The following is a 22,866-nucleotide window of genomic DNA, read 5'->3' as shown; positions in this document are numbered from 1 at the left end:
GAGCTTTTTGTTGTGCAGAATCTGGTAGTCAAAATCAATGCAAAGGAGCTACAAATCATGAATTTTCAGCAGATGATTTTAACACTGCAGCAATTCTGGGCAGAACAAAACTGCATCATCGTACAACCGTATGACACGGAAAAAGGGGCAGGAACCATGAATCCCATGACCTACCTTCGCTCGATCGGGCCAGAGCCTTGGAATGTCGCGTACGTGGAGCCTTCCCGGCGTCCGGCAGACGGACGATATGGCGAGAACCCGAATCGCCTGTACCAGCATCATCAGTTTCAGGTCATTATTAAGCCTTCACCTGATAATATTCAGGAGTTGTATCTGGAAAGCTTGGAGCGTTTAGGGATTAACCCGCTGGATCACGACATCCGTTTTGTCGAAGATAACTGGGAAGCTCCAACGCTTGGTGCTTGGGGACTGGGCTGGGAAGTGTGGCTGGATGGTATGGAGATCACCCAGTTTACGTATTTTCAGCAGGTCGGCGGTATTGATGCAAATCCCGTTGCTGTCGAAATTACATACGGCATGGAGCGTCTGGCTTCCTATATTCAAGACAAAGAGAATGTCTTTGAACTGGAGTGGGTGAACGGCATTACGTATGGTGATGTATTTCACCAGCCGGAGTTTGAGCATTCCAAATATACCTTTGAAGTGTCGGATGTAAAAATGCTGTTTACGCTCTTCAACATGTATGAGGAAGAGGCGAACAAAGCCATGAGTCAAAACCTGGTGTTCCCGGCGTATGACTATGTGCTCAAGTGTTCCCATACATTTAACCTGCTGGATGCCCGCGGCGCCATCAGTGTAACGGAACGGACCGGCTATATTATGCGTGTCCGCAATCTGGCTCGCCAGGTCGCGGCTACGTATTTAGAGGAACGCGAGAAGCTTGGCTTCCCGCTGATCAAGAAAGGAGGGGCTGACCTTGACTAAGAACGTATTGTTTGAAATCGGTCTGGAGGAAGTTCCCGCCCGTTTTTTGCGCAGTGCAATGGATCAGCTGAAGGAGAAGACTGTCAAATGGCTGGAAACGTCCAGAATCAGTTTTGGCACTGTGACAGCATATGCAACTCCACGCCGTCTCGCTGTACTGATCAATGATGTGGCGGACCGTCAAAGCGATATGAGCGAAGAAGTAAAAGGACCTTCCCGTAAAATTGCACTGGACGACAGCGGAAACTGGAGCAAGGCAGCACTTGGATTCGCACGCAGCCAAGGTGTGGAACCGGACAGCTTTACTTTTAAGGAACTCGGCGGTGTCGAATATATTTATGTCACGAAAAACAGTGTGGGTGTAGCGACAGCGGACCTTTTGTCTGAGGGCTTGCTGGGGATTCTCACATCGATGACCTTCCCTAAAAATATGAGATGGGGATCTCATGAATTCAAGTTCGTCCGTCCTATCAAATGGATCGCGGCCCTTCATGGTACAGATGTGATCAACATGGAGATTACAGATGTCAAAGCCGGTAATGTGACAAGAGGCCACCGGTTTCTAGGAAGCGAAGCCGTTATACCAGAGGCTTCAGCATATGTGGACATCTTACGTCAGCAGCATGTCATCGTTGATGTCGAAGAACGCGAGGAAATGATTGTATCCCAGATTCATGCTCTTGCAGATGAAAAGGGCTGGAATATTGCTGTGAAGGAAGACTTGCTGGAAGAGGTATTGTTTCTGGTAGAGATCCCGACCGTGCTGCATGGATCTTTTGATCCGGCTTTCCTTGAAATTCCGCAGGATGTACTCATCACCTCGATGCGCGAGCATCAGCGGTATTTCCCGGTACTGGATGCTGAAGGCCAGCTGCTGCCTTATTTCGTAACTGTCCGCAGTGGTGACAGCCGTTCACTGGATGTGATCGCGAAAGGAAATGAGAAGGTACTGCGTGCACGTCTGTCTGATGCCAAATTCTTCTACCAAGAAGATCAGAAGCTTCAGATTAAGGATGCCTTGTCTAAATTGGAAAGTATTGTTTTCCATGAAGAACTGGGTACGATCGGTGATAAAGTCCGCCGCATCCGCCGTATTGCTGATAATCTGGCCGCAAAGCTTTCGCTAACCGCTGAAGCATCTGATGATGTCAGCCGGACAGCCGATATCTGCAAATTCGATCTTGTTACACAAATGGTATATGAATTCCCTGAGCTTCAGGGCGTGATGGGTGAGGATTATGCCCGCAAGGCCGGTGAGAAGGAAAGTGTAGCAAAAGCGGTCTTTGAACATTACCAGCCTCGTTCTGCCAGTGATGCTGTACCGGCTAGTCTGGTGGGATCTGTAGTGAGCATCGCGGATAAAATGGATACCATTGCCGGCTGCTTCTCCATCGGGATTATCCCTACAGGGTCTCAGGACCCTTATGCTCTTCGGAGACAAGCTCAGGGTATTGTGCAGATTATTCTGGAACATCAGCTGCCATTGTCCTTGTCGGAAGTGTTTGATACCGCCCTTGCTGTGCATGAAGATGTTCGGGGATTGAAACGTTCAGAGAAAGAAATTCGCAAGGATCTGATCGATTTCTTCGGACTGCGTGTGAAGAAGCTTCTGTCCGAAGATTTGAAATATGATGTGGTAGATGCCGTTATTTCATCCGGTTTTGATCATGTGGTGTCCGTCGTATCCCGCGGTCATGCCCTCATGTCCGAGATCCAGAGTAATGTGGATTTCAAAACAACGGTTGAATCCTTTAACCGTGTGAGTAATTTGGCAGCAAAGGCGGGCAAGATTGCCGTCAATCCGGAATTGTTCGCCCAGCCGCAGGAAAGTGCGCTGTATGAAGCCTGGCTGAGCGTTCGAGATGAATACCTGAATGCAGTTCAAAACTCAGAAGGTGAGAAGGCCTTGAAACTTCTGGGCCAGCTGAAGGATCCCATCACAGGATTTTTTGATCATGTCATGGTCATGGCCGAAGATGAAGCAGTAAAAGCCAACCGTCTGGCACTGCTCTCCGGCATTGAGAATGATCTTAAATCATTTGCTGAGTTTACAAAGCTGGTGTGGTAAAGAAGGATAACAGCTTGACGAAAAGCGGGGCCCCGGTTTCGGGGCAGCCGCTTGTCGTTATTCCGGGGAGATTTCTATAAAATGGCAGCCATTTGTACGTTTACGGAAGAAGGATTTTTATTGAGTCAAGACGTATATAATAAGTGTAGACATTTATTTATCCAACAATATGTTTTCAAGAGGACAAATGACATTAACGAATAATATGAACATTGTCGTGGACGGTGACGCTTGTCCAGTCAAGAAAGAGATTGCTCAATGTGCACGGACGTTCGGTGTATCTGTGCTGCTGGTTTCTTCCTTCGATCACAGGCAGGAGCCGGGCGAGGGAATTACCGTAATCCAGGTGGACCGCAGTGACCAAAGTGCCGATCTGTACATCGCGAACCATATTCGTCCCGGAGATATTGTCGTAACACAGGATTATGGATTAGCTGCGATTTGCCTGTCCAAATCGTGCAAGGTTATTTCGTTTAGAGGCCGATCCTTTAGTGATCAGGATATCGATTTTTTGCTGGACAGCCGTTACCAAAAAGCTAAGGCGCGAAAGTCGGGACACTATTCCAAAGGGCCGCGCAAGATGACTGAGGAAGACCGTGAAATTTTTCAACATAAACTGACAAAACTTTTGCAGCAGATGCAGGAGAATGTTTAACCGCAGCGAATATTATTTACGTGCTGAAGAGATGAAGGTGGTTGGAATGGTTACCGGACAAGGCAGTATTCCGGATGATGTGATTGAGTCGGTACTGGCCAAGAATGATATCGTCGACACGGTAAGCAAGTACGTACAACTGACCAAGCAGGGGAAATACATGAAGGGCCTCTGTCCGTTTCACTCGGAGAAAACCCCTTCCTTTACCGTGACACCGGAACGCCAGATTTTTTATTGTTATGGATGCGGTAAAGGCGGCAATGCCATCAAATTCAGAATGGAAATGGAAGGATTTTCTTTCCCTGAAGCGGTTAGAGCGATGGCTGAGGAAAGTGATATCTCTTTACCGGAAGGTCAGGGATATCAGATGGCCCCGCGGAATCCGGAAAAAGAGCTGCTGTATGACGCTTATGAGTTGAGTGCTAAGCTGTATCATTTTTTGCTGAAGAATACACAGCACGGACAGGATGCGGTATCCTATCTGCGCTCCCGCGGTTTTAATGACAAGATTATTGAGCAGTTCGGGATTGGCTTTGCACCAGACAGGTGGGATACCATGGTTCAATTTTTGGGCAAGCGGGAGTTTGATCTGAAGGAAATGGAGAAAGGCGGGTTACTGTCGGCGAGGCAGGAGCGTGACGGTTATGTGGATAAGTTCAGAAACCGAATCATGTTTCCGATTCATGACCGGAATGGTCGTGTGATCGCCTTCGCAGGACGGATTCTTGGTGAAGGACAGCCGAAGTACCTGAATTCTCCGGAAAGCCTGCTGTTTAATAAAAGCCGTACATTATATAACCTGCATCAGGCCAAAGCGTCCATACGCAAATTGCGCCAAATCGTCTTGTGCGAAGGATACGGGGACGTCATCGCAACCTGGGAAGCCGGTTATCAGAATGTGGTGGCTACAATGGGCACATCCCTTACGGAGCAGCAGATCGCCATCATGAAATCCATGGCTGAAGAGGTCATCGTTTCTTATGATGGGGACAAGGCTGGACTTCAGGCAGCCATGAAAGTGCTGCCGATGCTTGAAGGAGCAGGTTTAAGGGTAAGAATAGCTCTGATGGGCGACGGAATGGATCCTGATGAATACTATCGTAAATACGGTCTGGAACGTTACCATCATGTCATGAACTCCGCCGTTTCGTCCACAAAATTTAAACTTATATATCTGAAAAAAAACCATATACTGCTAGAAGAACATGGAAAAATTGCCTATACCAAAGAAGCGCTGCCCATCATTGCAGAGCTGAGTTCTTCTACAGAGCGTGAGGTTTACCTTCGTGAATTATCCACCGAGCTTCATTTATCTTATGAGAGTTTGAAGCAGGATTGTAACCTTCTGCGCCAATCCATGCAAAAAAAGGAGGAGCAGGGGGATATTCCGGAAAAAAGGTGGAATAATGGTAGGCATAAAAAAGGTCAGGCTGCGGCACCCACCCTGCTGCCCGCCTATCATGCCGCTGAACGGAGGCTGCTTTCCCTTATGCTGCAGGACGGGGAAGCTGCCAGGTATGTAGACGAACATCTAGGAGAAGCGTTTAATATCGAAGATCATGCGGCAATTGCTGCTTATCTATATGCTTATTACGCGCAGGGCAAGCCGCCGGATCCGAGCCGGTTCATGTCTTCACTGCATGATGACCGTCTTGAGAAGACTGTGAGTTCCATTTCCATGATGGAGAATCCGATGGAGTGGAACGTTCAGGTGCTTGATGACTGCATACGCGAAGTATTGAAGTATCCGAGACAGAAACAGATTGATGAGAAGAAAGAAGAAATGATGAAAGCAGAACGATCGGGTGATTTTTTGCGAGCCGCCCAAATTGCAAGTGAGATTATTGCCCTAGAGAGACAGTGACGGCTATGCTTGATTGTTTCTAGGGAGGAGGGAGCCGAGAGAATGGCGAATGATCAGCATACTGAACTAGAAACGGAATTTACACTGGACCAAGTCAAAGATCAGTTGATTGAACAGGGTAAAAAAAGATCCGTATTGAGCTATAAAGATATTATGGAGAAGTTGTCTCCCTTTGATCAGGATCCTGAGCAAATGGAGGAGTTCTACGAACAACTGGGCGACCTGGGGATTGAGGTTGTTAACGAGAATGATGAGGAAAGAACGCATCGCCAATCGGACGACTCGGAAGATAACCAAAGTGATGATTTTGGCTTTGATGATGACTTATCTCTGCCGCCGGGGATCAAGATCAACGACCCTGTACGTATGTATTTGAAAGAAATCGGAAGGGTCCCGCTGCTATCAGCTGATGATGAAGTGGAGCTGGCGAAGCGTATCAATCAGGGTGATGAAGAAGCCAAACGCCGTCTGGCAGAAGCTAACCTCCGGCTTGTTGTCAGCATTGCGAAACGGTATGTCGGACGAGGGATGCTCTTCTTGGATTTGATTCAGGAAGGCAACATGGGTCTGATCAAGGCCGTAGAAAAGTTCGATTACGAAAAAGGCTTTAAATTCAGCACGTATGCAACATGGTGGATTCGTCAGGCCATTACCCGTGCCATAGCAGACCAGGCCCGGACCATCCGGATTCCGGTTCATATGGTGGAGACGATCAATAAGCTGATCCGGGTATCCAGACAGCTTCTGCAGGAATTGGGACGTGAACCATCGCCGGAAGAAATTGCAGCAGAAATGGAATTGAGTGTGGAAAAGGTAAGGGAGATCATGAAGATTGCCCAGGAACCGGTTTCCCTGGAAACACCGATCGGGGAAGAGGATGACTCTCATCTGGGAGATTTTATTGAGGATCAAGAAGCGCTCGCTCCAGCCGATGCTGCGGCATATGAGCTTCTTAAAGAACAGCTGGAAGATGTGCTTGATACCTTGACTGAACGTGAAGAGAACGTTCTGCGTCTGCGTTTTGGTCTGGATGACGGACGTACTCGAACCCTGGAAGAAGTCGGAAAAGTGTTTGGCGTGACTCGTGAACGTATCCGTCAGATTGAAGCCAAAGCGCTTCGAAAGCTCCGCCATCCAAGCCGCAGTAAGCGTCTGAAGGATTTTCTTGAATAACAGCTAGTATACAGACCTTCTGCATTCTATGCAGCAAGGTCTTTTTTGACCGATTAGAGATTTCTTGGTTTTGGAATTAATTCCTTCATTTATGTATTTCGTATTTATTTTAGCTCTTTTGCTTAATCAATGCAAATAGACCGAGCAGGAAAGAAATCTGGTTTGCAGTTTAGCTTTTCGTTTGATACGGTAGGAACACCACTAATAAAGTTAGATAGGGAGTTATCATGAAACTTTCAAATCGTTTGCAATCACTGTTGAACCATATCCCTGCTGGCAGCAGGCTGGCTGATATCGGCTCAGACCACGCTCTTTTACCGACGGCAGCTGTACAGACCGGAGTGTGTGTCTCCGCCGTAGCGGGTGAGGTAAATAGCGGGCCTCACCGTGCCGCAGAGAAGCAGGTACAGGAAGCCGGCCTGGCTGCCGTTATATCTGTCCGCAAAGGTGACGGACTGGATGTAATTCATCCGGGAGAAGTCGATGTCATCACGATTGCCGGCATGGGCGGCGGACTTATATCATCCATCCTAGACCGGGGACATACACAGGGGAAATTGCAAGGCATCCACCGTTTGATTCTTCAGCCCAATGTGGGAGAGGACCTTCTGCGGAAATGGCTGGTTAAGCATCACTGGGTGCTGATTGAAGAGGATATTCTGGAGGAAGACGGCAAGATTTATGAAGTGCTGACCGCTGTCCCTGAAGAAGAAGAGGTAAACGGCTTAACCAATGAAGAGCTGTACCAAACCTACAGGCTGAACAGCGGTTTGGAAGTGCCACAAGCCTGGCTGCTGCGTTTCGGACCGTGGTTAATCAGGAAGCCTGTGTTCGTGTTCCATGCGAAATGGAGGTCGGAACTGGGTAAGATGGCGAAAATTCTTGCTTCCCTTGCAAAATCAGAACTGTCTTCCGCATCCGAGAAGGCAGGCGAGCTCAAACAGGAAATGGATACAATCAAGGAGGTGCTGTCATGCTTGCAAAAGGACAAGCCGTAATTCAATGTATGGAACAGCTGGCACCCAAGCATGCAGCCGAGCCGGATGACCGGATTGGACTGCAGCTGGGCACCCTGCAAAAAGATATAAAGCACGTGATGATAGCGCTGGATGTGACAGAGGAAGTCGTTGATGAGGCTGTGAAGACAGGTGTGGATCTCATCATAGCGCATCATGCCATCATTTACAGACCGCTCAAAGGCTTACAGACCGATACTCCGATGGGAAAAGTGTATGAGAAGCTGATTAAGAGCGATATTGCAGTATACATCAGTCATACGAACCTTGACATCACCGAGGGCGGAATGAACGATTGGATGGCCGAGGCATTAGGTATTGAAAATACGGTATCTGTGCAGGATGTTCACCAGGAATCACTGTTCAAGCTGGTGGTATTTGTACCAAAAAGTCATCATCAGGAAGTACTGGATGCGGTCCTTAACGCCGGAGCAGGCCATCTTGGCCAGTACAGTCACTGCAGCTTTAATATGGATGGCTTTGGCACCTTTATGCCTCAGGAGGGCAGTGAGCCTTTTATCGGCCAACAAGGAAGCCTGGAAAGGGTCAACGAAGTGCGTCTGGAGACGATCGTTCCGAAAGGCATCCAGAAAAAGGTCGTTCAAGCTATGTTGAAAGCTCATCCTTACGAAGAAGCAGCATACGATCTTTACCCGCTGGAGCAGAAAGGCAGAACACTTGGCCTCGGACGGGTTGGGGAACTGAGAGAACCGGTGACATTAAAACAATTAGCCGAGACCGTCAAACAGAACCTGGACGTTCCTCACGTCCGTGTTGTGGGCAATCCGGACACGCTTCTGAAGAAGGCCGCTGTCATTGGCGGCTCAGGAGGTAAGTTTATGCATGCTGCCATGTTCCGGGGAGCAGATGTGCTTGTAACCGGCGATATCGACTATCACACGGCGCTGGATGCAGTGGCTGCAGGGCTTTGCATCATCGATCCGGGACATAATGCAGAGAAAATCATGAAGGAAAAAGTAGCCTTGTGGCTGGCTGATCAACTGCAGGCTCACCGTTATGATACCCTGGTTTCAGCTTCGAAGGTTAACACAGAACCATTTACATTCATGTGAGTCAGTTTGGAATTAATCTCTTTAAATGAGAAGCTTTGATGGCTTGTAACGTTCTTTCAAAACATGTATACTATGTAGTGTTGTCCGAAAAGTTTGTCAGACAATCGCTGGCGGTGAGAACCGCGAGAGGAAAGTCCGGGCTCCACAGGGCAGGGTGCTGGATAACGTCCAGTCAGCGCGAGTTGAAGGATAGTGCCACAGAAATGGACCGCCGATGGCCGTTTATACGGATCAGGCAAGGATGGAACCGAGGTGTAAGAGACCCCGAGGAACGCTGGTGACTTCGTTCCTGGTAAACCCCACCTGGAGCAAGACCTAATGGAACGCAGCTTCTTTCGAGGAAGCAGCCTTAGCCCGAGGCGCGTTCGGGTTGGTCGCTGGAGCCGTTCAGTAATGACCGGCCTAGATAGATGATTGTCGCTTATGGTGGCAGGGTAGTTCCCGTTATGACCACGAAGAGCACAGAACCCGGCTTATGAAAAACTTTTCTAACTGCAACGGTAATATTCAGGACATCATATCAGACGCCTGATTTCTAAGTCTATTGTGACTGGAAATCAGGCGTCTTTTCGTTATATAGAAATAAATAAACGGCAGAAGTACAAATGACCATACCAATATGTCCCATGAATAATAAGCTGATATTATCAACGGAAAGGAGTTGGAGTTCATGTCCCATGTAAGACCTTGCCCACCGGTTTGTCCTCCGGTTTCTCCCATTGTATGTGATCCTATCGTAGTGATCAGAGATCATTTCGTTCCGCAGATCGTGCCTGTGATTCATCCGATTCAAGTGGTGGATAAAGTGCATTGTGTACCTGTAGAACAGCATATCTACACCGTGACAGAGCGCGAAGAGGTGGCTGGCGTCACCGTGTCTGGCAGCTCGTCCAGAAAGCGTGCTTCCAGCAGTTCCCGTAATCGGCGCAAAAGATAAAGGATATCAGAACATCAAGAAAGCAGCCATAAGAACAATCCACAGGCTGCTTTCTTGGTTTGTTTATCGTAGATTTATGGGGAGAATGTATCGTTCTTCAGGTCTTGCTGTCGTTTTAATTCCTCTTGAAGACGGTTCAGCACATGATGCGGCCACATCTGTAAAGGGACCTCGTCATTTTCGGCAGCCTTCAGGGAACGAAAGACATCGACCTGTCCATTGCCGAAATATTTATCCTTTCCTTTGTCACCGAGATCAAGTGCATGAGAAATCATAATATCCATCACTTCCCGGTTGGTCAGATCCGGATTCAAAGAGCGAATTAAGCCAGCCATCGCTGCAACATGGGGGCTGGCCATGGACGTTCCGGATAGTGCAGCATACTGATTACCAGGGTACGTGCTGGCAATGTTCGTTCCAGGGGCTGTGACATCTATATAGTCTCCATAATTGGAGTACTCCGCTCGGGTCAGATCCGAGTTGGTTGCCCCGACCGCCAATACTTCAGGATAGGCAGCAGGAAAACCAGGACGTTCGGTATTATCATTCCCTGAGGCTGCAACAAGAAGCACGTCCCGGTCGTAGGCATACTTCACCGCATCATGAAGAAACTGCGAATCTGCATAGTTGCCCAGACTCATGTTAATCACTTTAGCCCCATGGTCTGCCGCCCATATAATCCCCTCCGCCACAGCATAAGTTGTACCGGAACCGCTGCTGTCCAGAGCCTTGATTGGCATGATTTTGTTGTACCAGCTCATTCCGGCAACACCTTCTCCGTTGTTCACAAGAGCTGAGATGATACCTGCGACGTGAGTTCCATGTCCGACATCATCCATAGGACGATCATCCGGGTTTACCACATTGTATCCGTTCACCGTTTGACCGCGCAGATCGGTATGATCCAAGTCAATTCCAGTGTCAATGACGGCAATGACCACATCTTCGCTCCCCTTGGACAAATCCCACCCGCGATTGGTTTCAATTGCAGGCAGATTCCACTGATATTGTGAGAACAGCAGGTCATTAGGCGTGTTAACAGGCTCATTATTTGTTAAATAAAGGTAATGAGGTTCAGCATATACAGGGCGCCAGGTGGTTGTGAAGTAAGCTTTTAACTCGTTGAAATTCTTGCTTCTGGAACGAAATACATAAGCATTTCCTAATTTTCGGGGAGCACTGCCGTCAATAGCGGATGCAATGAGCAGCATGTCATCTGCGATAGGCTCCTGCTGAAATCGCACCACAATTTCATTCTCATAGTAATGGCTGGCATTTTGATTATCGTGACCTGTTTTTACCGTCAGATCCTGGAGTGTGTCGGTGTGAATAGATTCAATTTTAAATGAGCCTTCTTTCGGATATGGAATCAAACGCAGATTTTTACGCTGATGGTTTTTTACCTGGGACAGCACTTTGTGATTTACCACAGCAGCAGCCCCGTATGTCTTATCCGAGGAAGGCTCTGCAGCTACAAAATAAGATTGCTGGCCTGTCTGAAACGTCGGAGACTGGTACGATTTTCCCTTCAGGATCTGAGTCTGGGCCTGCTTCATATACCTGCTGATTATTTTTTGATGAGGACCTTGTTCTGGACCGCATCGAAAAACCTCTTTGACGCTGCCAGGGCGAAGTTGAAACCAGATTATTTGTTCATACTGTGGATGTGAGACCTGATGTTTGGCTACAGAAGCCTTGATTTTTTCTTGTTTTTTATTACCGTGAGGGTCCAGCAGAGTTTGGAGATGCTGCCTGGCATCCAGCCGGCTAAGGCGGTCCGTTGCATTTAGATCACCCTGCATCACGGACAGCTTGACTGTCTTTTCCTCCGGCGCCGAGATTCGGCTGCGGTTTTTCGCGAGGTCCGGTTCCCGGGACTGAGGATCACTGCTTAGCAGGATCACAAGAAACAACCCCAATATAGAGACAGCACCTAATAAACTCCATAAGCGGCGTGATTTCATTATTTTTGCTCCTTACTGGTGATGATTTTTTCTTTTAGCCTGATGATATGTGTTATTTTTTATGCGTCGATGCTGTAATGACTGGGTTATAAAAATGAAGACTGCAAAAAAATTGGTGCCGGATTCATCGTTTAGGATTTTAAAAATCAGGTCATTTATGGTAGGATAGAACATGACATTGGCCGCAGGTTTTTACTCTAAAACGGCCAGTAACATTAAGGGGGAGCCAACGTAATGCCAGCTGACAATCTTCAGAATCTGTGTGCGGAAACAAGGGAAAAACTGAAATCCGCGATCAACATCCTGGAACCATTTTTGAATGAACATACCCTGTCTCAGTTAGCCGCAGAACAGGATGAAGAGACCGTTCAATTTTACAAAGGATTTCTTTCAGATCTCCGTCATCTGCTTGCTTTCTCGGAGGTAGCTTACGAAAAGCTGGGCATCGTTCAGCGTCGTCCGAACTTTGATGCCGATTTTGCGGAAAAAGCATTGTATAATGTTTATCACCGCTGCGTAAACGTATTCTTTTACCCGAAAAATGAAAGCTATTCCGAAGACGGACGCTATGCATATACTGGCCAGGATGCGATTCGGTTCCGGAAGAAGCCGGTACGGCCTGCTAGGGACATCATCCTGAACATTACCAGAACCTATGAAGAACTGCGTGACGATCTGGCTTATTATGAGAGTGATTATTTAACCGAACGCCGTATGCAGGCCGATCGCAAACATGCGTAATTTTTAAATACTGACCATACACAAGAGAGATGCCGCTTTAGGTATCTCTTTTTTTGTATTCCTTAACACCAAATGACAGTGGGGGATGTGTATACGCCTTTCCATGCGAGGGGAAAATGTATGCGAGGTGATATCAAATGGCCAACGAAGCCAAACCATATGTAAAATGCAGTGTCAGCAACTGTAATTACTGGGGAGAACAGAATATTTGCCGTGCCGATATGATTATGATCGAGATCGATCGTCATGCCAATGTTCATCTTGGTGACGAATTTGCCGGAGAACATTTCGTAGACAATCACCGTGATGCCGCCGATACTTCCTCTGCCACATGCTGCCTAACCTTTAAGCCAAAGGGATAACAAACCAACGACTCTGATCATGATTCTCAGGGAGGTCAACGTATGAACGACAATAATCAGTACAACAGAAACCAGTACAACAAAAACCGTATGGATTCCCAGTTCAAAGGGATTGAGACCCATCGTGACCGTACCGATTATCCCCGCCGGAATTATCAGGAGGAATATGGTGCAGAGATGACGCCATACGGGGTGAACACGGTTCGTCATGAGCAGACTGTTGAAAAGGAAACAGGTCATGAGGATATCCGCACAGGAAAAGCTGTCGGTTATGTGGGGCTCATCATCGGCATTGCCGCTTTGTTCATGTGGTCTGTCATTCTGGGGCCGATTGCAGCCGTGACAGGTTATTATTCCTACACCAAAGGAAGCCGCACGCTCGGCGCCTGGAGTATTGGTCTGGGTCTGCTGGCCACGATCAGCTATTTTGTACTGATTCCATTTGCCAGATAACGGCGGACTTCACCGAAGGATTTATGTGGCTGTCTCATTTACCTATGAGACAGTCCATTTGTATTTGAAACGAGTGTTCATGTTTTTTTAAAAAATGGGTATAGCGGCTGAACTGGAAAGGTTGTAAAATGGAAGCAGACTTCTAACAGGAAGATGTGATCATAATGCAATTCATTCCAGTTCAGGGAGACCGATCGACAGGTACTTACCGGGCAGGAGACAGCAGTAATCAGGTTACGACCCAAGTGAAATCGTCATTTCCGGATGCCAGCTTTGATAATGTTTTGGTTCAGGCTATGACCTCCTATGAAACAGGGGAGAACAGATTTCCAGAAGGAACGGTAGTTAATCTAGCCCCTGGCGTTACCTTTAAAGACGGATTGCTATGGCAGCAGCTGGATATGAAAGAAAATATAAACTCACTCGACGGACAAGCAGGGGGCATTTATCAGCCTTTAAGCCCTACATCTTCTTCGGAACATGTGGAAGTACAGGAAAGCGCGCCGCGTTCGGGCGACTACGAACAGCTGATTCTCTCGGCGTCGCAGCGTTATGGCGTGCCTGTTGACTTGATCAAAGCTGTGATTGATACGGAATCCTCTTTTAATCCCAATGCCGTCTCCTCAGCAGGCGCAAAAGGCTTGATGCAGCTGATGGATGCTACAGCACGTGGACTGGGTGTCAGCAATTCGTTTGATCCAGCCGCTAACATTGAAGGCGGCACCAAGTATCTTGCATATCAGCTTGAGAAATTCGGCGGTGAAGTCGGTATGGCGCTTGCTGCATATAATGCCGGCCCTGGACGAGTTTCCAGACTTGGATTGTCTTCCGATGAAGAGTTAATGAACAAGTTAGAACTTTTGCCTTCGGAAACACAATCCTATATACACAAAGTCTTGCAGTCTCGTACCAAATATGAGGTTTGATAAAGCTTGAATATTGTCATAAATCCATAAACAGGTCAAACGGGAAGTTTTCGCAGGCTTGAAGCCTACACTAAAACGACCCGTTTGATCTTTTTGCGTTGGAAAGGTGGTTCATCCATTGCTTTACTTCGATCATGCGGCCACAACGCCGCCTTATCCTGAAGTGATCCAGAGTATGTCTGAGATCATGGCACAGCACTATGGAAACCCGTCTGCCCTTCACAGTGCAGGCGAGGAAGCAGCCAAACTGCTTAAAAGAGCGAGAGAGGTATGCGCTGGTGCACTGTCGGTTTCTCCCAAGGAGATTGTGTTCACCTCAGGAGCTACCGAGGGCAACAACCTAGCGATCAAGGGTACAGCCATGCAGTATCGTTCCCGCGGCAAGCATCTGGTGACGACCGTAACGGAGCATCCTTCCGTATACGAATCCTTTAGACAGATGGAAGCTCTGGGCTGGGAAGTGACATGGATTCCAGTCGGTCCGGATGGTGTTGTTAATGCGGAACAGCTTGCGGAACAGGTTCGCAGTGATACGGTTATGGTTAGTGTTATGCATGTTAACAATGAGACAGGGGCAGTACAGCCTCTTGAGAAGATTGGCAGCCTCATCAAAGAGAAAAATCACAGAGTACTGTTCCATGTGGACGGTGTGCAGGGATTTGGAAAGCTGCCTGTAGAACTGGATAACTGGAAAACAGATCTGTACACATTATCGTCTCATAAATTTAAAGGTCCCAAGGGGGCCGGTATCCTGTATATCAGACAAGGAGTAACATTGTTTCCGCTTATAACTGGCGGCTCGCAGGAGAACGGACATAGGGGAGGCACTGAGAACGTTGCGGCTGCTGCAGCCTCAGCGAAAGCCATGCGGCTGGCCTCGGCGGCACAAGCTGACTTTTACCACAAAATGAACGGGCTTCGGAATATTTTGTTTGAGAAAATCGCCAAAATGCCAGAGGTTATGCTGAACAGCACGGACAGCGGCGCACCGCATATCGTCCACTTTTCCTACCCGGGATTGAAGCCTGAAGTTTTGGTTCATCTTATGGAACAGCAGGGGTTCCTCATCTCAACCAAATCAGCCTGCTCCTCCAAAAGCAGTGAACCGAGCCGGGTGCTTCTGAAAATGGGCCGGGACAAGGACGCTGCTTCCAGCGGGATCCGGATCAGTTTGGGATGGGAGCATACAGAGAATGATGTTATACAACTATGCCGTGCGCTGGAGCAATCGGCAGACAAGCTGCGATCTATTACAGCAAGAAGGAGGTAAGAATTACTATGAATTCGCCGTATGATATGCTGCTCCTTCGTTTTGGGGAGTTTACATTAAAGGGGAAGAATCGCAATCGCTTTGAGAAAAGCATTCTAACCCATGTCAGAGCGTTATTGAAGCCTTATCCGAACGCTAAAATACTTAAGGAGTATGGGAGGCTCTATATTGATTTAAACGGAGAACCTGTGACCCCCATCCTTGACGTATTGAAAAAGGTGTTCGGTGTTGTTTCCATAAGTCCTGTTAAGGTGTGCAGGTCGGAACTGGAAGACATCACTGCAGCGGCAGTAGATTTCATTGGAAGGTCGGAACTGGGGGAGCAGACAACATTTAAAGTAAATGCAAGACGGGTGTGGAAAGCTTTTCCGCATTCCTCCCAGGAAATGAATCATCTGATCGGTTCTCCGCTGCTTCGAAATTTCTCCCAGCTGAAGGTCGATGTCAAGAATCCGGAAATTGAGCTGCGAGTGGAGATCCGTGAGAACCGGACCTATCTATTTCATGAGTCGATTGAGGCGGCAGGCGGGTTTCCACTGGGAACGAACGGAAAAGCGATGCTGCTGCTGTCGGGCGGGATTGACAGTCCGGTGGCGGGTTTTTCTGCGATGCGAAGAGGTCTGGAGGTCCAGTGTGTTCATTTTTACAGCTATCCGTTCACAAGTCAGCAGGCCAAGGAGAAGGTGATTGAACTGGCCGGAATCTTATCAGGATATGCAGGTCAAATCAAACTTCATCTGGTGCCGTTTACAGACATTCAGACTTCGTTTACCGGTATCGGGCAGGATAATCTGATTATCACATTCATGAGACGGGCGATGCTGCGGATTACATCCAGACTCGCGGAACAGGAAGGCGCACAGGCCATCGTTACAGGAGATAGTTTGGGTCAGGTTGCTAGTCAGACACTGCCCAGCATGAATGTCATTGGACGGGCGACCGAGCTTCCGCTGCTGCGTCCGCTGATCACGACCGATAAGCAGAATATTATTGAAATGGCCAAAAAAATCGGAACCTATGAAACATCGATTCTGCCTTTCGAGGATTGCTGTACCTTGTTTGTTCCCAAGTCCCCGACCACCAACCCGAACCTTCGCATTGTGCAAAAAGTGGAGGCTACGCTTCCGGGGCTGCAGGCCAAGATCGATCTGGCGGTAGAACAGACTGAAACGGTCATCATCACACCGGATATGCAGCTTGATTCGGAGCAGGGGATGAAGAAGGAGTCTGTTGTGAAAGAAGAATGGTTTTAGCGTGAAAAGCTCCCCTTTAAGTACAGGTTAAGAAATTAACCACGACTTGAAGGGGAGCTTTGTTCTTGGTTTGGGAAGGGGGGGTGGTTCCCCATATTTGACAGGGGTTAAGTACCTGTCTGTTCGCGCTGCCGGCGAGAGGCTTGCTTTTTAAAATGTCCGGCGGCCAGGACACCAAGTACAACAGCAGCAATGAATAAACCTCTTACGAGCGGATGAGTATCAAAAAATGCAGTGAAATGTTCTTCATCGGTAATCATGGATGAAGCGGTATAGCCCAGCACAGCGGCACCGAGATAAATAATCCAAGGGTAACGGTTGATTAACTTAATGAACAGTGTACTGCCCCATACGACAATGGGCACGCTGATCAGAAGACCGAGTACGACAAGGACATTGTTATGTTCAGCCGCACCGGCAACGGCAATAACATTATCGAGCCCCATCGCCGCATCGGCGATAATAATCGTTCGAATCGCAGTCCAAAGATGCTGTCCTGCCTGGATGTCACTGTGATCGTCCTCATCGGTGAGCAGTTTGTAGGCAATACCGATCAGCAGAATTCCCCCGATCAGCAGCAGCCACGGAATTTCCAGCAGCCATACGACCAGGATGGTTGCCAAGATGCGAAGCAGCACGGCTCCAGCTGTACCAAGCAGAATCGCTTTCTTCTGGGTAGCAGGCTGCAGGTTACGGGCTGCCAGGCCAATTACAATGGCATTGTCCCCTGCCAGTACTAAATCCAGGAACACAATCTGCACGAGAGCCAGGAAAAACTCGCCGCTGAAGATCTCCATCAATATGTCACTCCTTTAATATGAAAAAGCCGTTTTAATAAAGTGGATTCATTATAGGCTTGTTTTTTCCGTGATGCAAGCATAGCTTGGACGATGACCTCATATGACTTTAAGAGGGGGTGCATCATGGAGACATTGATGTTGCTGGGCCAGATTCTTATTATTAATCTGGTATTGAGCGGTGATAATGCACTGGTGATCGCAATGGCAAGCCGTAATCTTCCAGAACAAAATAAACGGCGGGCAGTATGGATCGGCACGGCTGGAGCTGTGATCCTGCGATGCCTGTTAACATTTGCTGCTGTTCTTCTCTTGAAAATTCCTTATTTGCAGGCCGGGGGCGCACTGCTGCTGCTGTGGATTTCTGTGAAGCTGATTACAGATCAGCAGAGTGAACATACGGGATTGAGAGAGTCTGCATCTCTGTGGGGAGCTGTCTACACAATCCTTGTCGCGGACTTTGTGATGAGCCTTGATAATGTGCTGGCCATTGCGGGAATCGCTGAAGGGGATTTGGCCCTGATCGTGATTGGCATTGTGCTTAGCATTCCCATTGTTGTATGGGGCAGCGGCATTATTTCAAAGCTGCTTGTCAAACTCCCTGTTGTGCTCTATCTGGGAGCTGCAATCCTTGCCTACACGGCGGGAGAGATGCTGCTCCATGACTCCAGAACAGGGGTGCTGCTGATATACTGGCTTCCAGGCTTGTATAATATGCTGCCGATCCTGCTGGCTGTCGGAATGGGCATGTATGGCGGATTTAGATCTTTGCAAGTGCGTCCATAAGCATAAATCAAGAACCGGGAGATCATGGACTTCCGGTTTCTTTGCATGCTGAAAATAAATGTGTCTGGTGATCATGACGGTCAAGCCCGGGTTATGGTTTTTTTTGTCGTTTTCGGATAAAATGAAAGCAATACCATGAAACATGACGTTTTGGTTTAAAGTTTGTACATAATACGTAAGAGAGGGTGATCGAAATGTCCTCCAAAAGAGATTTGTCACTGGGCTTGTTTATCATTGCTGCCGGCGTATTCATTTTATTAGGTAAGCTGGGGGTGTTCGGGTTCCTGGGACGGACCCTGTGGCCGCTGGTTCTGCTGATTCCAGGCGTGCTGCTGCATCTGCTGTATTTTGGAAGACGGACATCTGCCGGTATTTTAATTCCAGCCGGAATATTAACGGTGTATGGCGTCTTGTTTCTGATCTGCAGTTTTTGGGGCTGGCACTTGATGAGCATCTTGTGGCCTGCACTTATCTTGGGGATCGGTATCGGAGTATATGAATATTATTTGTATGAATCTCCGCGTCCGGGAGGTGCGCTGCCTGTAGCTGCCGTACTGATTGTCTTGTCTTTCATTTTATTTGTTTTCTCCTGGCTGAACACCGGTGCTTTCTATGTAATTGCCCTGATTCTGATCCTGGCGGGCATATGGCTGATTTATGGCCGGGGTCGTAAAGGCAGCAGTAAGTGGAGCCGCGGCTGAACATCTAACTGGAAGTTTTCTGAAAAGACTTGATTTTTGAATCACATAACCTATAAAATAAGGTGTATATGTTGAAGCGTCGGGATTGCATTAACGTCCGGCGCTTTCTTTGTGGCCCATACGAAAAGAGAGGATTTGAGATAAATTTATGCAATCAAGAGATCAACTTCGTAATATCGCGATCATCGCGCACGTAGACCATGGTAAAACCACGCTGGTAGACCAGCTTCTCCAGCAGTCGGGGATTTTCCAGCAGCATGAAACGCTGCAGGAACGTGCCATGGACTCCAACGATTTGGAACGTGAACGCGGTATTACTATTTTGGCTAAGAATACAGCCATTACGTACAAGGATTTTCTGATCAACATTGTAGACACACCTGGTCACGCCGATTTTGGCGGAGAAGTTGAACGTATTATGAAAATGGTAGACGGCGTTCTGCTCGTTGTTGATGCTTATGAAGGCTGTATGCCGCAGACGAAGTTCGTTCTGGGCAAGGCACTTGCACATAATCTGACGCCGATCGTTGTCGTGAACAAAATTGACCGTCCTGCAGCACGTCCGGCCGAAGTAATCGACGAAGTACTGGATCTGTTCATCGAGCTTGGCGCGAATGACGAGCAGCTGGAATTCCCGGTTGTTTATGCATCGGCACTGAACGGAACATCCAGTATGGATGCGGACAAACAGGATGATAACATGCTTGCTCTGTACGAAACAATTGTAGAGCATATCCCGTCCCCAACCGAGAAAGTAGAAGAGCCTCTTCAATTCCTCGTTACCCTGATGGACTATAATGAGTACCTTGGACGTATTGCGGTAGGACGTGTGAACCGCGGTGTCATCAAGCAGGGGCAGGCCGTTACAGTCATGCTTCGTGATGGTTCCAGCAAATCTGCACGTATCGAGAAGCTTTTCGGCTTCCAGGGATTGAAGCGTGTAGAGGTAGCGGAAGCGGGAGCTGGCGATATCGTAGCGATTGCCGGTATCAAAGACATCAATATTGGTGAAACCATTGCGGATCCTCAGCATCCGGAAGCACTGCCGGTTCTGAAGATTGACGAGCCTACCCTTCAAATGACGTTCCTGGTCAACAACAGCCCGTTTGCGGGTCGTGAGGGGAAATGGGTAACATCCCGCAGACTGCGTGACCGTCTCTTTAAAGAGCTGGAAACCGATGTCAGCCTTAGAGTCGAAGAAACCGAGAGCCCGGATGCTTATGTCGTATCTGGACGTGGTGAGCTTCACCTGGGTATTCTGATCGAGAACATGCGTCGTGAAGGTTATGAACTCCAGGTGTCCAAGCCTGAAGTTATCGTTAAAGTGATTGACGGTGCCAAAATGGAACCGATCGAACGTCTGATTATCGATCTGCCGGAAGACAGCATGGGATCCGTAATGGAAAGTCTGGGTACACGTAAAGCGGAAATGGTGAACATGGTGAATAACGGGAACGGTCAAGTGCGTCTGGAGTTCCTGATTCCAGCCCGTGGATTGATCGGTTACCGCACCCATTTCCTGACACTGACCCGCGGATACGGCGTCATGAACCATGCGTTTGACAGCTACGGTCCTCTTCATGGTGGTCAGGTTGGCGGACGTCACCAAGGTGTGCTTGTATCCACAGAGAACGGCACAACGACATTCTACGGCATGATGGGCGTCGAAGACCGCGGAACACTGTTCTTAGAGCCAGGTACAGAAGTTTACGAAGGCATGATTGTTGGAGAGCATACCCGTGATAATGATATTGTCGTTAACATCTGTAAGGAAAAGCAGCTGACGAATGTACGCTCTGCCACTAAAGATGACACAGTCAAAATGAAGACGCCACGCATCTTCTCGCTGGAGCAGGCGCTTGAATATTTGAATGATGATGAATATTGCGAAATCACACCGAAATCGGTTCGTCTTCGCAAGAAAATTTTGAACAAGAGCGAGCGGGAACGTGCAGAGAAAACCCGCAAAATGGCACAGTCCAGTCTGTAGCCGGCAGGTAACCTCCGGCTGCGGGCTTGCCCGCACATGCTTCGTGTAAAGGAGTGAACCCACCTGTGCAGAACTGGTTAGCGGAACACCCGCTGGTGTCCTACCTTATTATCTTCGTGCTGATCACTTACGTGTACAACAAGGTGTTTCGTGTACGGCAGAAGATGCCATTGCTGAAAGAAATACTGCTTTATATTCTAATGGCTCTTGGTTCTGGAATGCTGCTCATCTTTCAGATTGATAAGCTTCCGATTATCCAGTGCCTGCTGGTCGCCGTTGGCTTGATGCTGATGGTGCGTATCCGTTATTTTGTGGAAGACCGGCAGAAGAGAAAAGGCCAGAATAACCCTAAAACTCCATAAAAATTACATTTGCCGGCGAATGCCGGCAACTTTTTTAAGGAAATGTCGTTTATAAGGTAGAGAGTTTTTACATGATTCCCATGTATCTAAATTGAACGAAAAGGTGTATATGCTATGAGTACAGGAAATACGGGGCTTCCTCCCAGAGCAAATCCAGGGGGACAGCGGAAGAAAACTCCGGTCAAAAAGAAGAAAAGTCCGATGGCATTGTTTTTCAAATGGCTTCTTATTCTTGTGATTTTAGCTATTTTGGGAGCAGCAGTTTATGTCGGTACGCTCTATTTGAAAGCAGAAGACACCGTATTGAACACAGGTGTTGATAAAGCCGTGCCGCCGGAGCAGTCAGCCGAGGTCAAGCCGCTTACGATGCTGATTCTAGGTACAGATTACAGGCCGCAGCATCAGACACATCTGACGGATGTCGTGATGGTTGTATCCATGAACCCTGAGACAAATACAGCAACACTTGTATCGCTGCCCCGGGATTCTTCCTTGCAACTGCAAGGGTATCGCAACGACCGCAAACTGAATTCTTTTTATCCAACCTTCAAGAACCTGGAAAAGAAGGGCGGTTCATCTGCAGAAGAAGAGATGAAAACCATGCTGAGCAAGTATTTGGATGTGCCGATTGATTATGTCACGGTTCTGAATTTCCAAGGATTTCGGGATGTTGTAGATGCGCTTGGCGGGGTGGATGTCAACGTGAAGTACAATATGTGTCACAGAGACTCACAAGACGGTACAGATATCAATCTGACAGCTGGTCCGCAGGAGCTGGACGGAAGCAAGGCACTGGACTATGTCCGCTATCGTAAATCGATGAACTGTGAACCGAAGACACAGGAATCGAACGACTTTGACCGCAATGCGCGTCAGAGCGAGGTGCTGCATTCCTTGATTGACCGTATGAAATCTTTTGGTGGTGCCGTAAAGTCTTATAAAGTACTTGAGGCCGTCAGTGATAACATGAAGACAGATCTCGAGAATGATCAGATGAAGAATATGATCAAAGCCTATTACGATGTTAACAAAGAAAACGTCAATTTTGTTCCGATTACCGGAGAGTGGCGCAGTCCATTTGTTTACATTAATGAGTCCGAACTGCAGCAGGCCAAGCAGGCCTTGAAAGATGAGCTGGAAGGACGCCATACTGTGGAACCCCAGGCTGCTGCGGAGAATGCAGATTCTGTGTCTCAGCCTTAAGATTGATAGCAAGTTTTGGCGTGTCCTATAATACAATAAAAGCATATCCCTAGTTATCGTACAGGAGGCTGGATGATGTCCCCAACTGCAAAGCAGTCGACAAAATTCATGGTTCAGCGAAATTCAGCTCTAGAAGAGATGAAATTTGCATATGTGCGCGGATGTGCTGTTGGCCGTGAAAAGCAGGGTTGCGGTCTGGTTATGCTATGCCCTGAACAAAAAGTCTGGTGATGATCGCCAGGCTTTTTTTGTTGTTTTATGTGGGAATTTGGAGGATAAGCTCAAAGGAGGTGGTGCCTTTTAATACAGCAGTGGTTGCAGCCGTAT

The 22,866-nt window shown here is 48.0% G+C and carries 21 protein-coding genes and 1 other RNA gene; 20 read left to right on the top strand and 2 right to left on the bottom strand.

The window, feature by feature from the left end:
• The first annotated feature begins 57 nt into the window (after positions 1-57).
• From glyQ to HII30_RS03305, 9 genes are all read left to right on the top strand, one after another.
• Positions 58-945 (top strand): glycine--tRNA ligase subunit alpha, encoded by an 888-nt coding sequence (gene glyQ, locus HII30_RS03345; protein ID WP_169503510.1) that lies wholly within the window; start codon positions 58-60, stop codon positions 943-945.
• The gene (gene glyS, locus HII30_RS03340; protein WP_169503509.1) at positions 938-3,013 is read left to right on the top strand and encodes a glycine--tRNA ligase subunit beta; all 2,076 of its coding nucleotides are present in this window, start codon (positions 938-940) and stop codon (positions 3,011-3,013) included. The genes glyQ and glyS overlap by 8 nt, the downstream gene beginning before the upstream one ends.
• Before the next feature lie 187 nt (positions 3,014-3,200).
• Positions 3,201-3,668, top strand: coding sequence for a YaiI/YqxD family protein (locus HII30_RS03335; RefSeq protein ID WP_169503508.1), 468 nt, complete (start codon positions 3,201-3,203; stop codon positions 3,666-3,668).
• A 46-nt stretch (positions 3,669-3,714) separates the two neighbouring features.
• On the top strand, positions 3,715-5,532 hold the full coding sequence (gene dnaG / locus HII30_RS03330; RefSeq protein WP_169503697.1) for a DNA primase: 1,818 nt from the start codon (positions 3,715-3,717) through the stop codon (positions 5,530-5,532).
• A gap of 42 nt (positions 5,533-5,574) precedes the next feature.
• Positions 5,575-6,705 carry an RNA polymerase sigma factor RpoD gene (gene rpoD, locus HII30_RS03325; protein ID WP_169503507.1) on the top strand — a complete coding sequence of 377 codons (1,131 nt, stop codon included), beginning with the start codon at positions 5,575-5,577 and terminating at the stop codon, positions 6,703-6,705.
• Between the two features lie 227 nt (positions 6,706-6,932).
• On the top strand, positions 6,933-7,703 hold the full coding sequence (locus HII30_RS03320) for a tRNA (adenine(22)-N(1))-methyltransferase (RefSeq protein WP_169503506.1): 771 nt from the start codon (positions 6,933-6,935) through the stop codon (positions 7,701-7,703).
• Positions 7,679-8,794, top strand: a complete 1,116-nt coding sequence (locus HII30_RS03315; RefSeq protein WP_169503505.1) for a Nif3-like dinuclear metal center hexameric protein — start codon at positions 7,679-7,681, stop codon at positions 8,792-8,794. Before HII30_RS03320 ends, HII30_RS03315 begins: the two co-directional genes overlap by 25 nt.
• An 88-nt stretch (positions 8,795-8,882) precedes the next feature.
• Positions 8,883-9,285, top strand: an RNA gene (gene rnpB, locus HII30_RS03310) — RNase P RNA component class A.
• Positions 9,286-9,464: 179 nt separating this feature from the next.
• On the top strand, positions 9,465-9,731 hold the full coding sequence (locus HII30_RS03305) for a hypothetical protein (protein ID WP_169503504.1): 267 nt from the start codon (positions 9,465-9,467) through the stop codon (positions 9,729-9,731).
• A 74-nt stretch (positions 9,732-9,805) separates the two neighbouring features.
• On the opposite strand, the gene HII30_RS03300 is transcribed toward HII30_RS03305, so the two are convergent.
• Positions 9,806-11,695, bottom strand: coding sequence for a S8 family peptidase (locus HII30_RS03300; RefSeq protein ID WP_169503503.1), 1,890 nt, complete (start codon positions 11,693-11,695; stop codon positions 9,806-9,808).
• A gap of 234 nt (positions 11,696-11,929) precedes the next feature.
• On the opposite strand from HII30_RS03300, the gene HII30_RS03295 reads away from it, so the two are divergent.
• The 6 genes from HII30_RS03295 to thiI all read left to right on the top strand — a co-directional run bounded on the left by HII30_RS03295 (position 11,930) and on the right by thiI (position 16,700).
• Entirely contained in the window at positions 11,930-12,436 is a 507-nt protein-coding gene (locus HII30_RS03295; protein ID WP_169503502.1) for a YpuI family protein, read from the top strand.
• Between the two features lie 137 nt (positions 12,437-12,573).
• Positions 12,574-12,798, top strand: coding sequence for a DUF1540 domain-containing protein (locus HII30_RS03290; protein ID WP_169503501.1), 225 nt, complete (start codon positions 12,574-12,576; stop codon positions 12,796-12,798).
• A gap of 90 nt (positions 12,799-12,888) precedes the next feature.
• Entirely contained in the window at positions 12,889-13,251 is a 363-nt protein-coding gene (locus HII30_RS03285) for a hypothetical protein (protein WP_169503695.1), read from the top strand.
• Positions 13,252-13,415: 164 nt separating this feature from the next.
• Positions 13,416-14,177, top strand: a complete 762-nt coding sequence (locus HII30_RS03280) for a lytic transglycosylase domain-containing protein (RefSeq protein ID WP_246245979.1) — start codon at positions 13,416-13,418, stop codon at positions 14,175-14,177.
• A gap of 118 nt (positions 14,178-14,295) precedes the next feature.
• Positions 14,296-15,447, top strand: coding sequence for a cysteine desulfurase family protein (locus tag HII30_RS03275; protein WP_169503500.1), 1,152 nt, complete (start codon positions 14,296-14,298; stop codon positions 15,445-15,447).
• Between the two features lie 8 nt (positions 15,448-15,455).
• Positions 15,456-16,700, top strand: coding sequence for a tRNA uracil 4-sulfurtransferase ThiI (gene thiI / locus HII30_RS03270; protein WP_169503499.1), 1,245 nt, complete (start codon positions 15,456-15,458; stop codon positions 16,698-16,700).
• Positions 16,701-16,807: 107 nt separating this feature from the next.
• Here thiI and HII30_RS03265 read toward each other — a convergent pair whose 3' ends face one another.
• Positions 16,808-17,497, bottom strand: a complete 690-nt coding sequence (locus HII30_RS03265) for a TerC family protein (RefSeq protein ID WP_169503498.1) — start codon at positions 17,495-17,497, stop codon at positions 16,808-16,810.
• Between the two features lie 126 nt (positions 17,498-17,623).
• On the opposite strand from HII30_RS03265, the gene HII30_RS03260 reads away from it, so the two are divergent.
• The 5 genes from HII30_RS03260 (at position 17,624) to HII30_RS03240 (ending at position 22,539) form a co-directional block, all read left to right on the top strand.
• Positions 17,624-18,283 (top strand): TerC family protein, encoded by a 660-nt coding sequence (locus HII30_RS03260; protein ID WP_169503497.1) that lies wholly within the window; start codon positions 17,624-17,626, stop codon positions 18,281-18,283.
• A gap of 194 nt (positions 18,284-18,477) precedes the next feature.
• The gene (locus HII30_RS03255; protein WP_169503496.1) at positions 18,478-18,984 is read left to right on the top strand and encodes a LiaF transmembrane domain-containing protein; all 507 of its coding nucleotides are present in this window, start codon (positions 18,478-18,480) and stop codon (positions 18,982-18,984) included.
• A 148-nt stretch (positions 18,985-19,132) separates the two neighbouring features.
• On the top strand, positions 19,133-20,974 hold the full coding sequence (gene typA, locus HII30_RS03250; RefSeq protein ID WP_169503495.1) for a translational GTPase TypA: 1,842 nt from the start codon (positions 19,133-19,135) through the stop codon (positions 20,972-20,974).
• Positions 20,975-21,039: 65 nt separating this feature from the next.
• A complete protein-coding gene (locus HII30_RS03245; RefSeq protein ID WP_169503494.1) occupies positions 21,040-21,336 on the top strand; it encodes a YlaH-like family protein in 297 nt (98 codons plus the stop codon).
• Between the two features lie 114 nt (positions 21,337-21,450).
• Positions 21,451-22,539, top strand: a complete 1,089-nt coding sequence (locus HII30_RS03240; protein ID WP_169503493.1) for an LCP family protein — start codon at positions 21,451-21,453, stop codon at positions 22,537-22,539.
• Positions 22,540-22,866: the final 327 nt, after the last annotated feature.

Source organism: Paenibacillus lemnae, assembly GCF_012933385.1.
In the GTDB taxonomy this organism is placed as follows: Bacteria; Bacillota; Bacilli; order Paenibacillales; family Paenibacillaceae; genus Paenibacillus_AQ; species Paenibacillus_AQ lemnae.
The sequence above is the reverse complement of the archived record's forward strand: the minus strand, read 5'-3'. Positions and strand labels throughout refer to the sequence as shown.

Excerpts from the sequence above, each read along its gene's own strand:
- typA (WP_169503495.1), top strand. The coding sequence starts at position 19,133 with ATGCAATCAAGAGATCAACTTCGTAATATCGCGATCATCGCGCACGTA.
- HII30_RS03290 (WP_169503501.1), top strand. The coding sequence starts at position 12,574 with ATGGCCAACGAAGCCAAACCATATGTAAAATGCAGTGTCAGCAACTGT.
- HII30_RS03265 (WP_169503498.1), bottom strand. The coding sequence starts at position 17,497 with ATGGAGATCTTCAGCGGCGAGTTTTTCCTGGCTCTCGTGCAGATTGTG.
- HII30_RS03285 (WP_169503695.1), top strand. The coding sequence starts at position 12,889 with ATGGATTCCCAGTTCAAAGGGATTGAGACCCATCGTGACCGTACCGAT.
- thiI (WP_169503499.1), top strand. The coding sequence starts at position 15,456 with ATGAATTCGCCGTATGATATGCTGCTCCTTCGTTTTGGGGAGTTTACA.
- HII30_RS03240 (WP_169503493.1), top strand. The coding sequence starts at position 21,451 with ATGAGTACAGGAAATACGGGGCTTCCTCCCAGAGCAAATCCAGGGGGA.
- HII30_RS03315 (WP_169503505.1), top strand. The coding sequence starts at position 7,679 with ATGCTTGCAAAAGGACAAGCCGTAATTCAATGTATGGAACAGCTGGCA.
- HII30_RS03335 (WP_169503508.1), top strand. The coding sequence starts at position 3,201 with ATGACATTAACGAATAATATGAACATTGTCGTGGACGGTGACGCTTGT.
- HII30_RS03255 (WP_169503496.1), top strand. The coding sequence starts at position 18,478 with ATGTCCTCCAAAAGAGATTTGTCACTGGGCTTGTTTATCATTGCTGCC.
- HII30_RS03295 (WP_169503502.1), top strand. The coding sequence starts at position 11,930 with ATGCCAGCTGACAATCTTCAGAATCTGTGTGCGGAAACAAGGGAAAAA.
- HII30_RS03280 (WP_246245979.1), top strand. The coding sequence starts at position 13,416 with ATGCAATTCATTCCAGTTCAGGGAGACCGATCGACAGGTACTTACCGG.
- HII30_RS03300 (WP_169503503.1), bottom strand. The coding sequence starts at position 11,695 with ATGAAATCACGCCGCTTATGGAGTTTATTAGGTGCTGTCTCTATATTG.
- HII30_RS03260 (WP_169503497.1), top strand. The coding sequence starts at position 17,624 with ATGGAGACATTGATGTTGCTGGGCCAGATTCTTATTATTAATCTGGTA.
- glyQ (WP_169503510.1), top strand. The coding sequence starts at position 58 with ATGAATTTTCAGCAGATGATTTTAACACTGCAGCAATTCTGGGCAGAA.
- HII30_RS03305 (WP_169503504.1), top strand. The coding sequence starts at position 9,465 with ATGTCCCATGTAAGACCTTGCCCACCGGTTTGTCCTCCGGTTTCTCCC.
- rpoD (WP_169503507.1), top strand. The coding sequence starts at position 5,575 with ATGGCGAATGATCAGCATACTGAACTAGAAACGGAATTTACACTGGAC.
- HII30_RS03320 (WP_169503506.1), top strand. The coding sequence starts at position 6,933 with ATGAAACTTTCAAATCGTTTGCAATCACTGTTGAACCATATCCCTGCT.
- dnaG (WP_169503697.1), top strand. The coding sequence starts at position 3,715 with ATGGTTACCGGACAAGGCAGTATTCCGGATGATGTGATTGAGTCGGTA.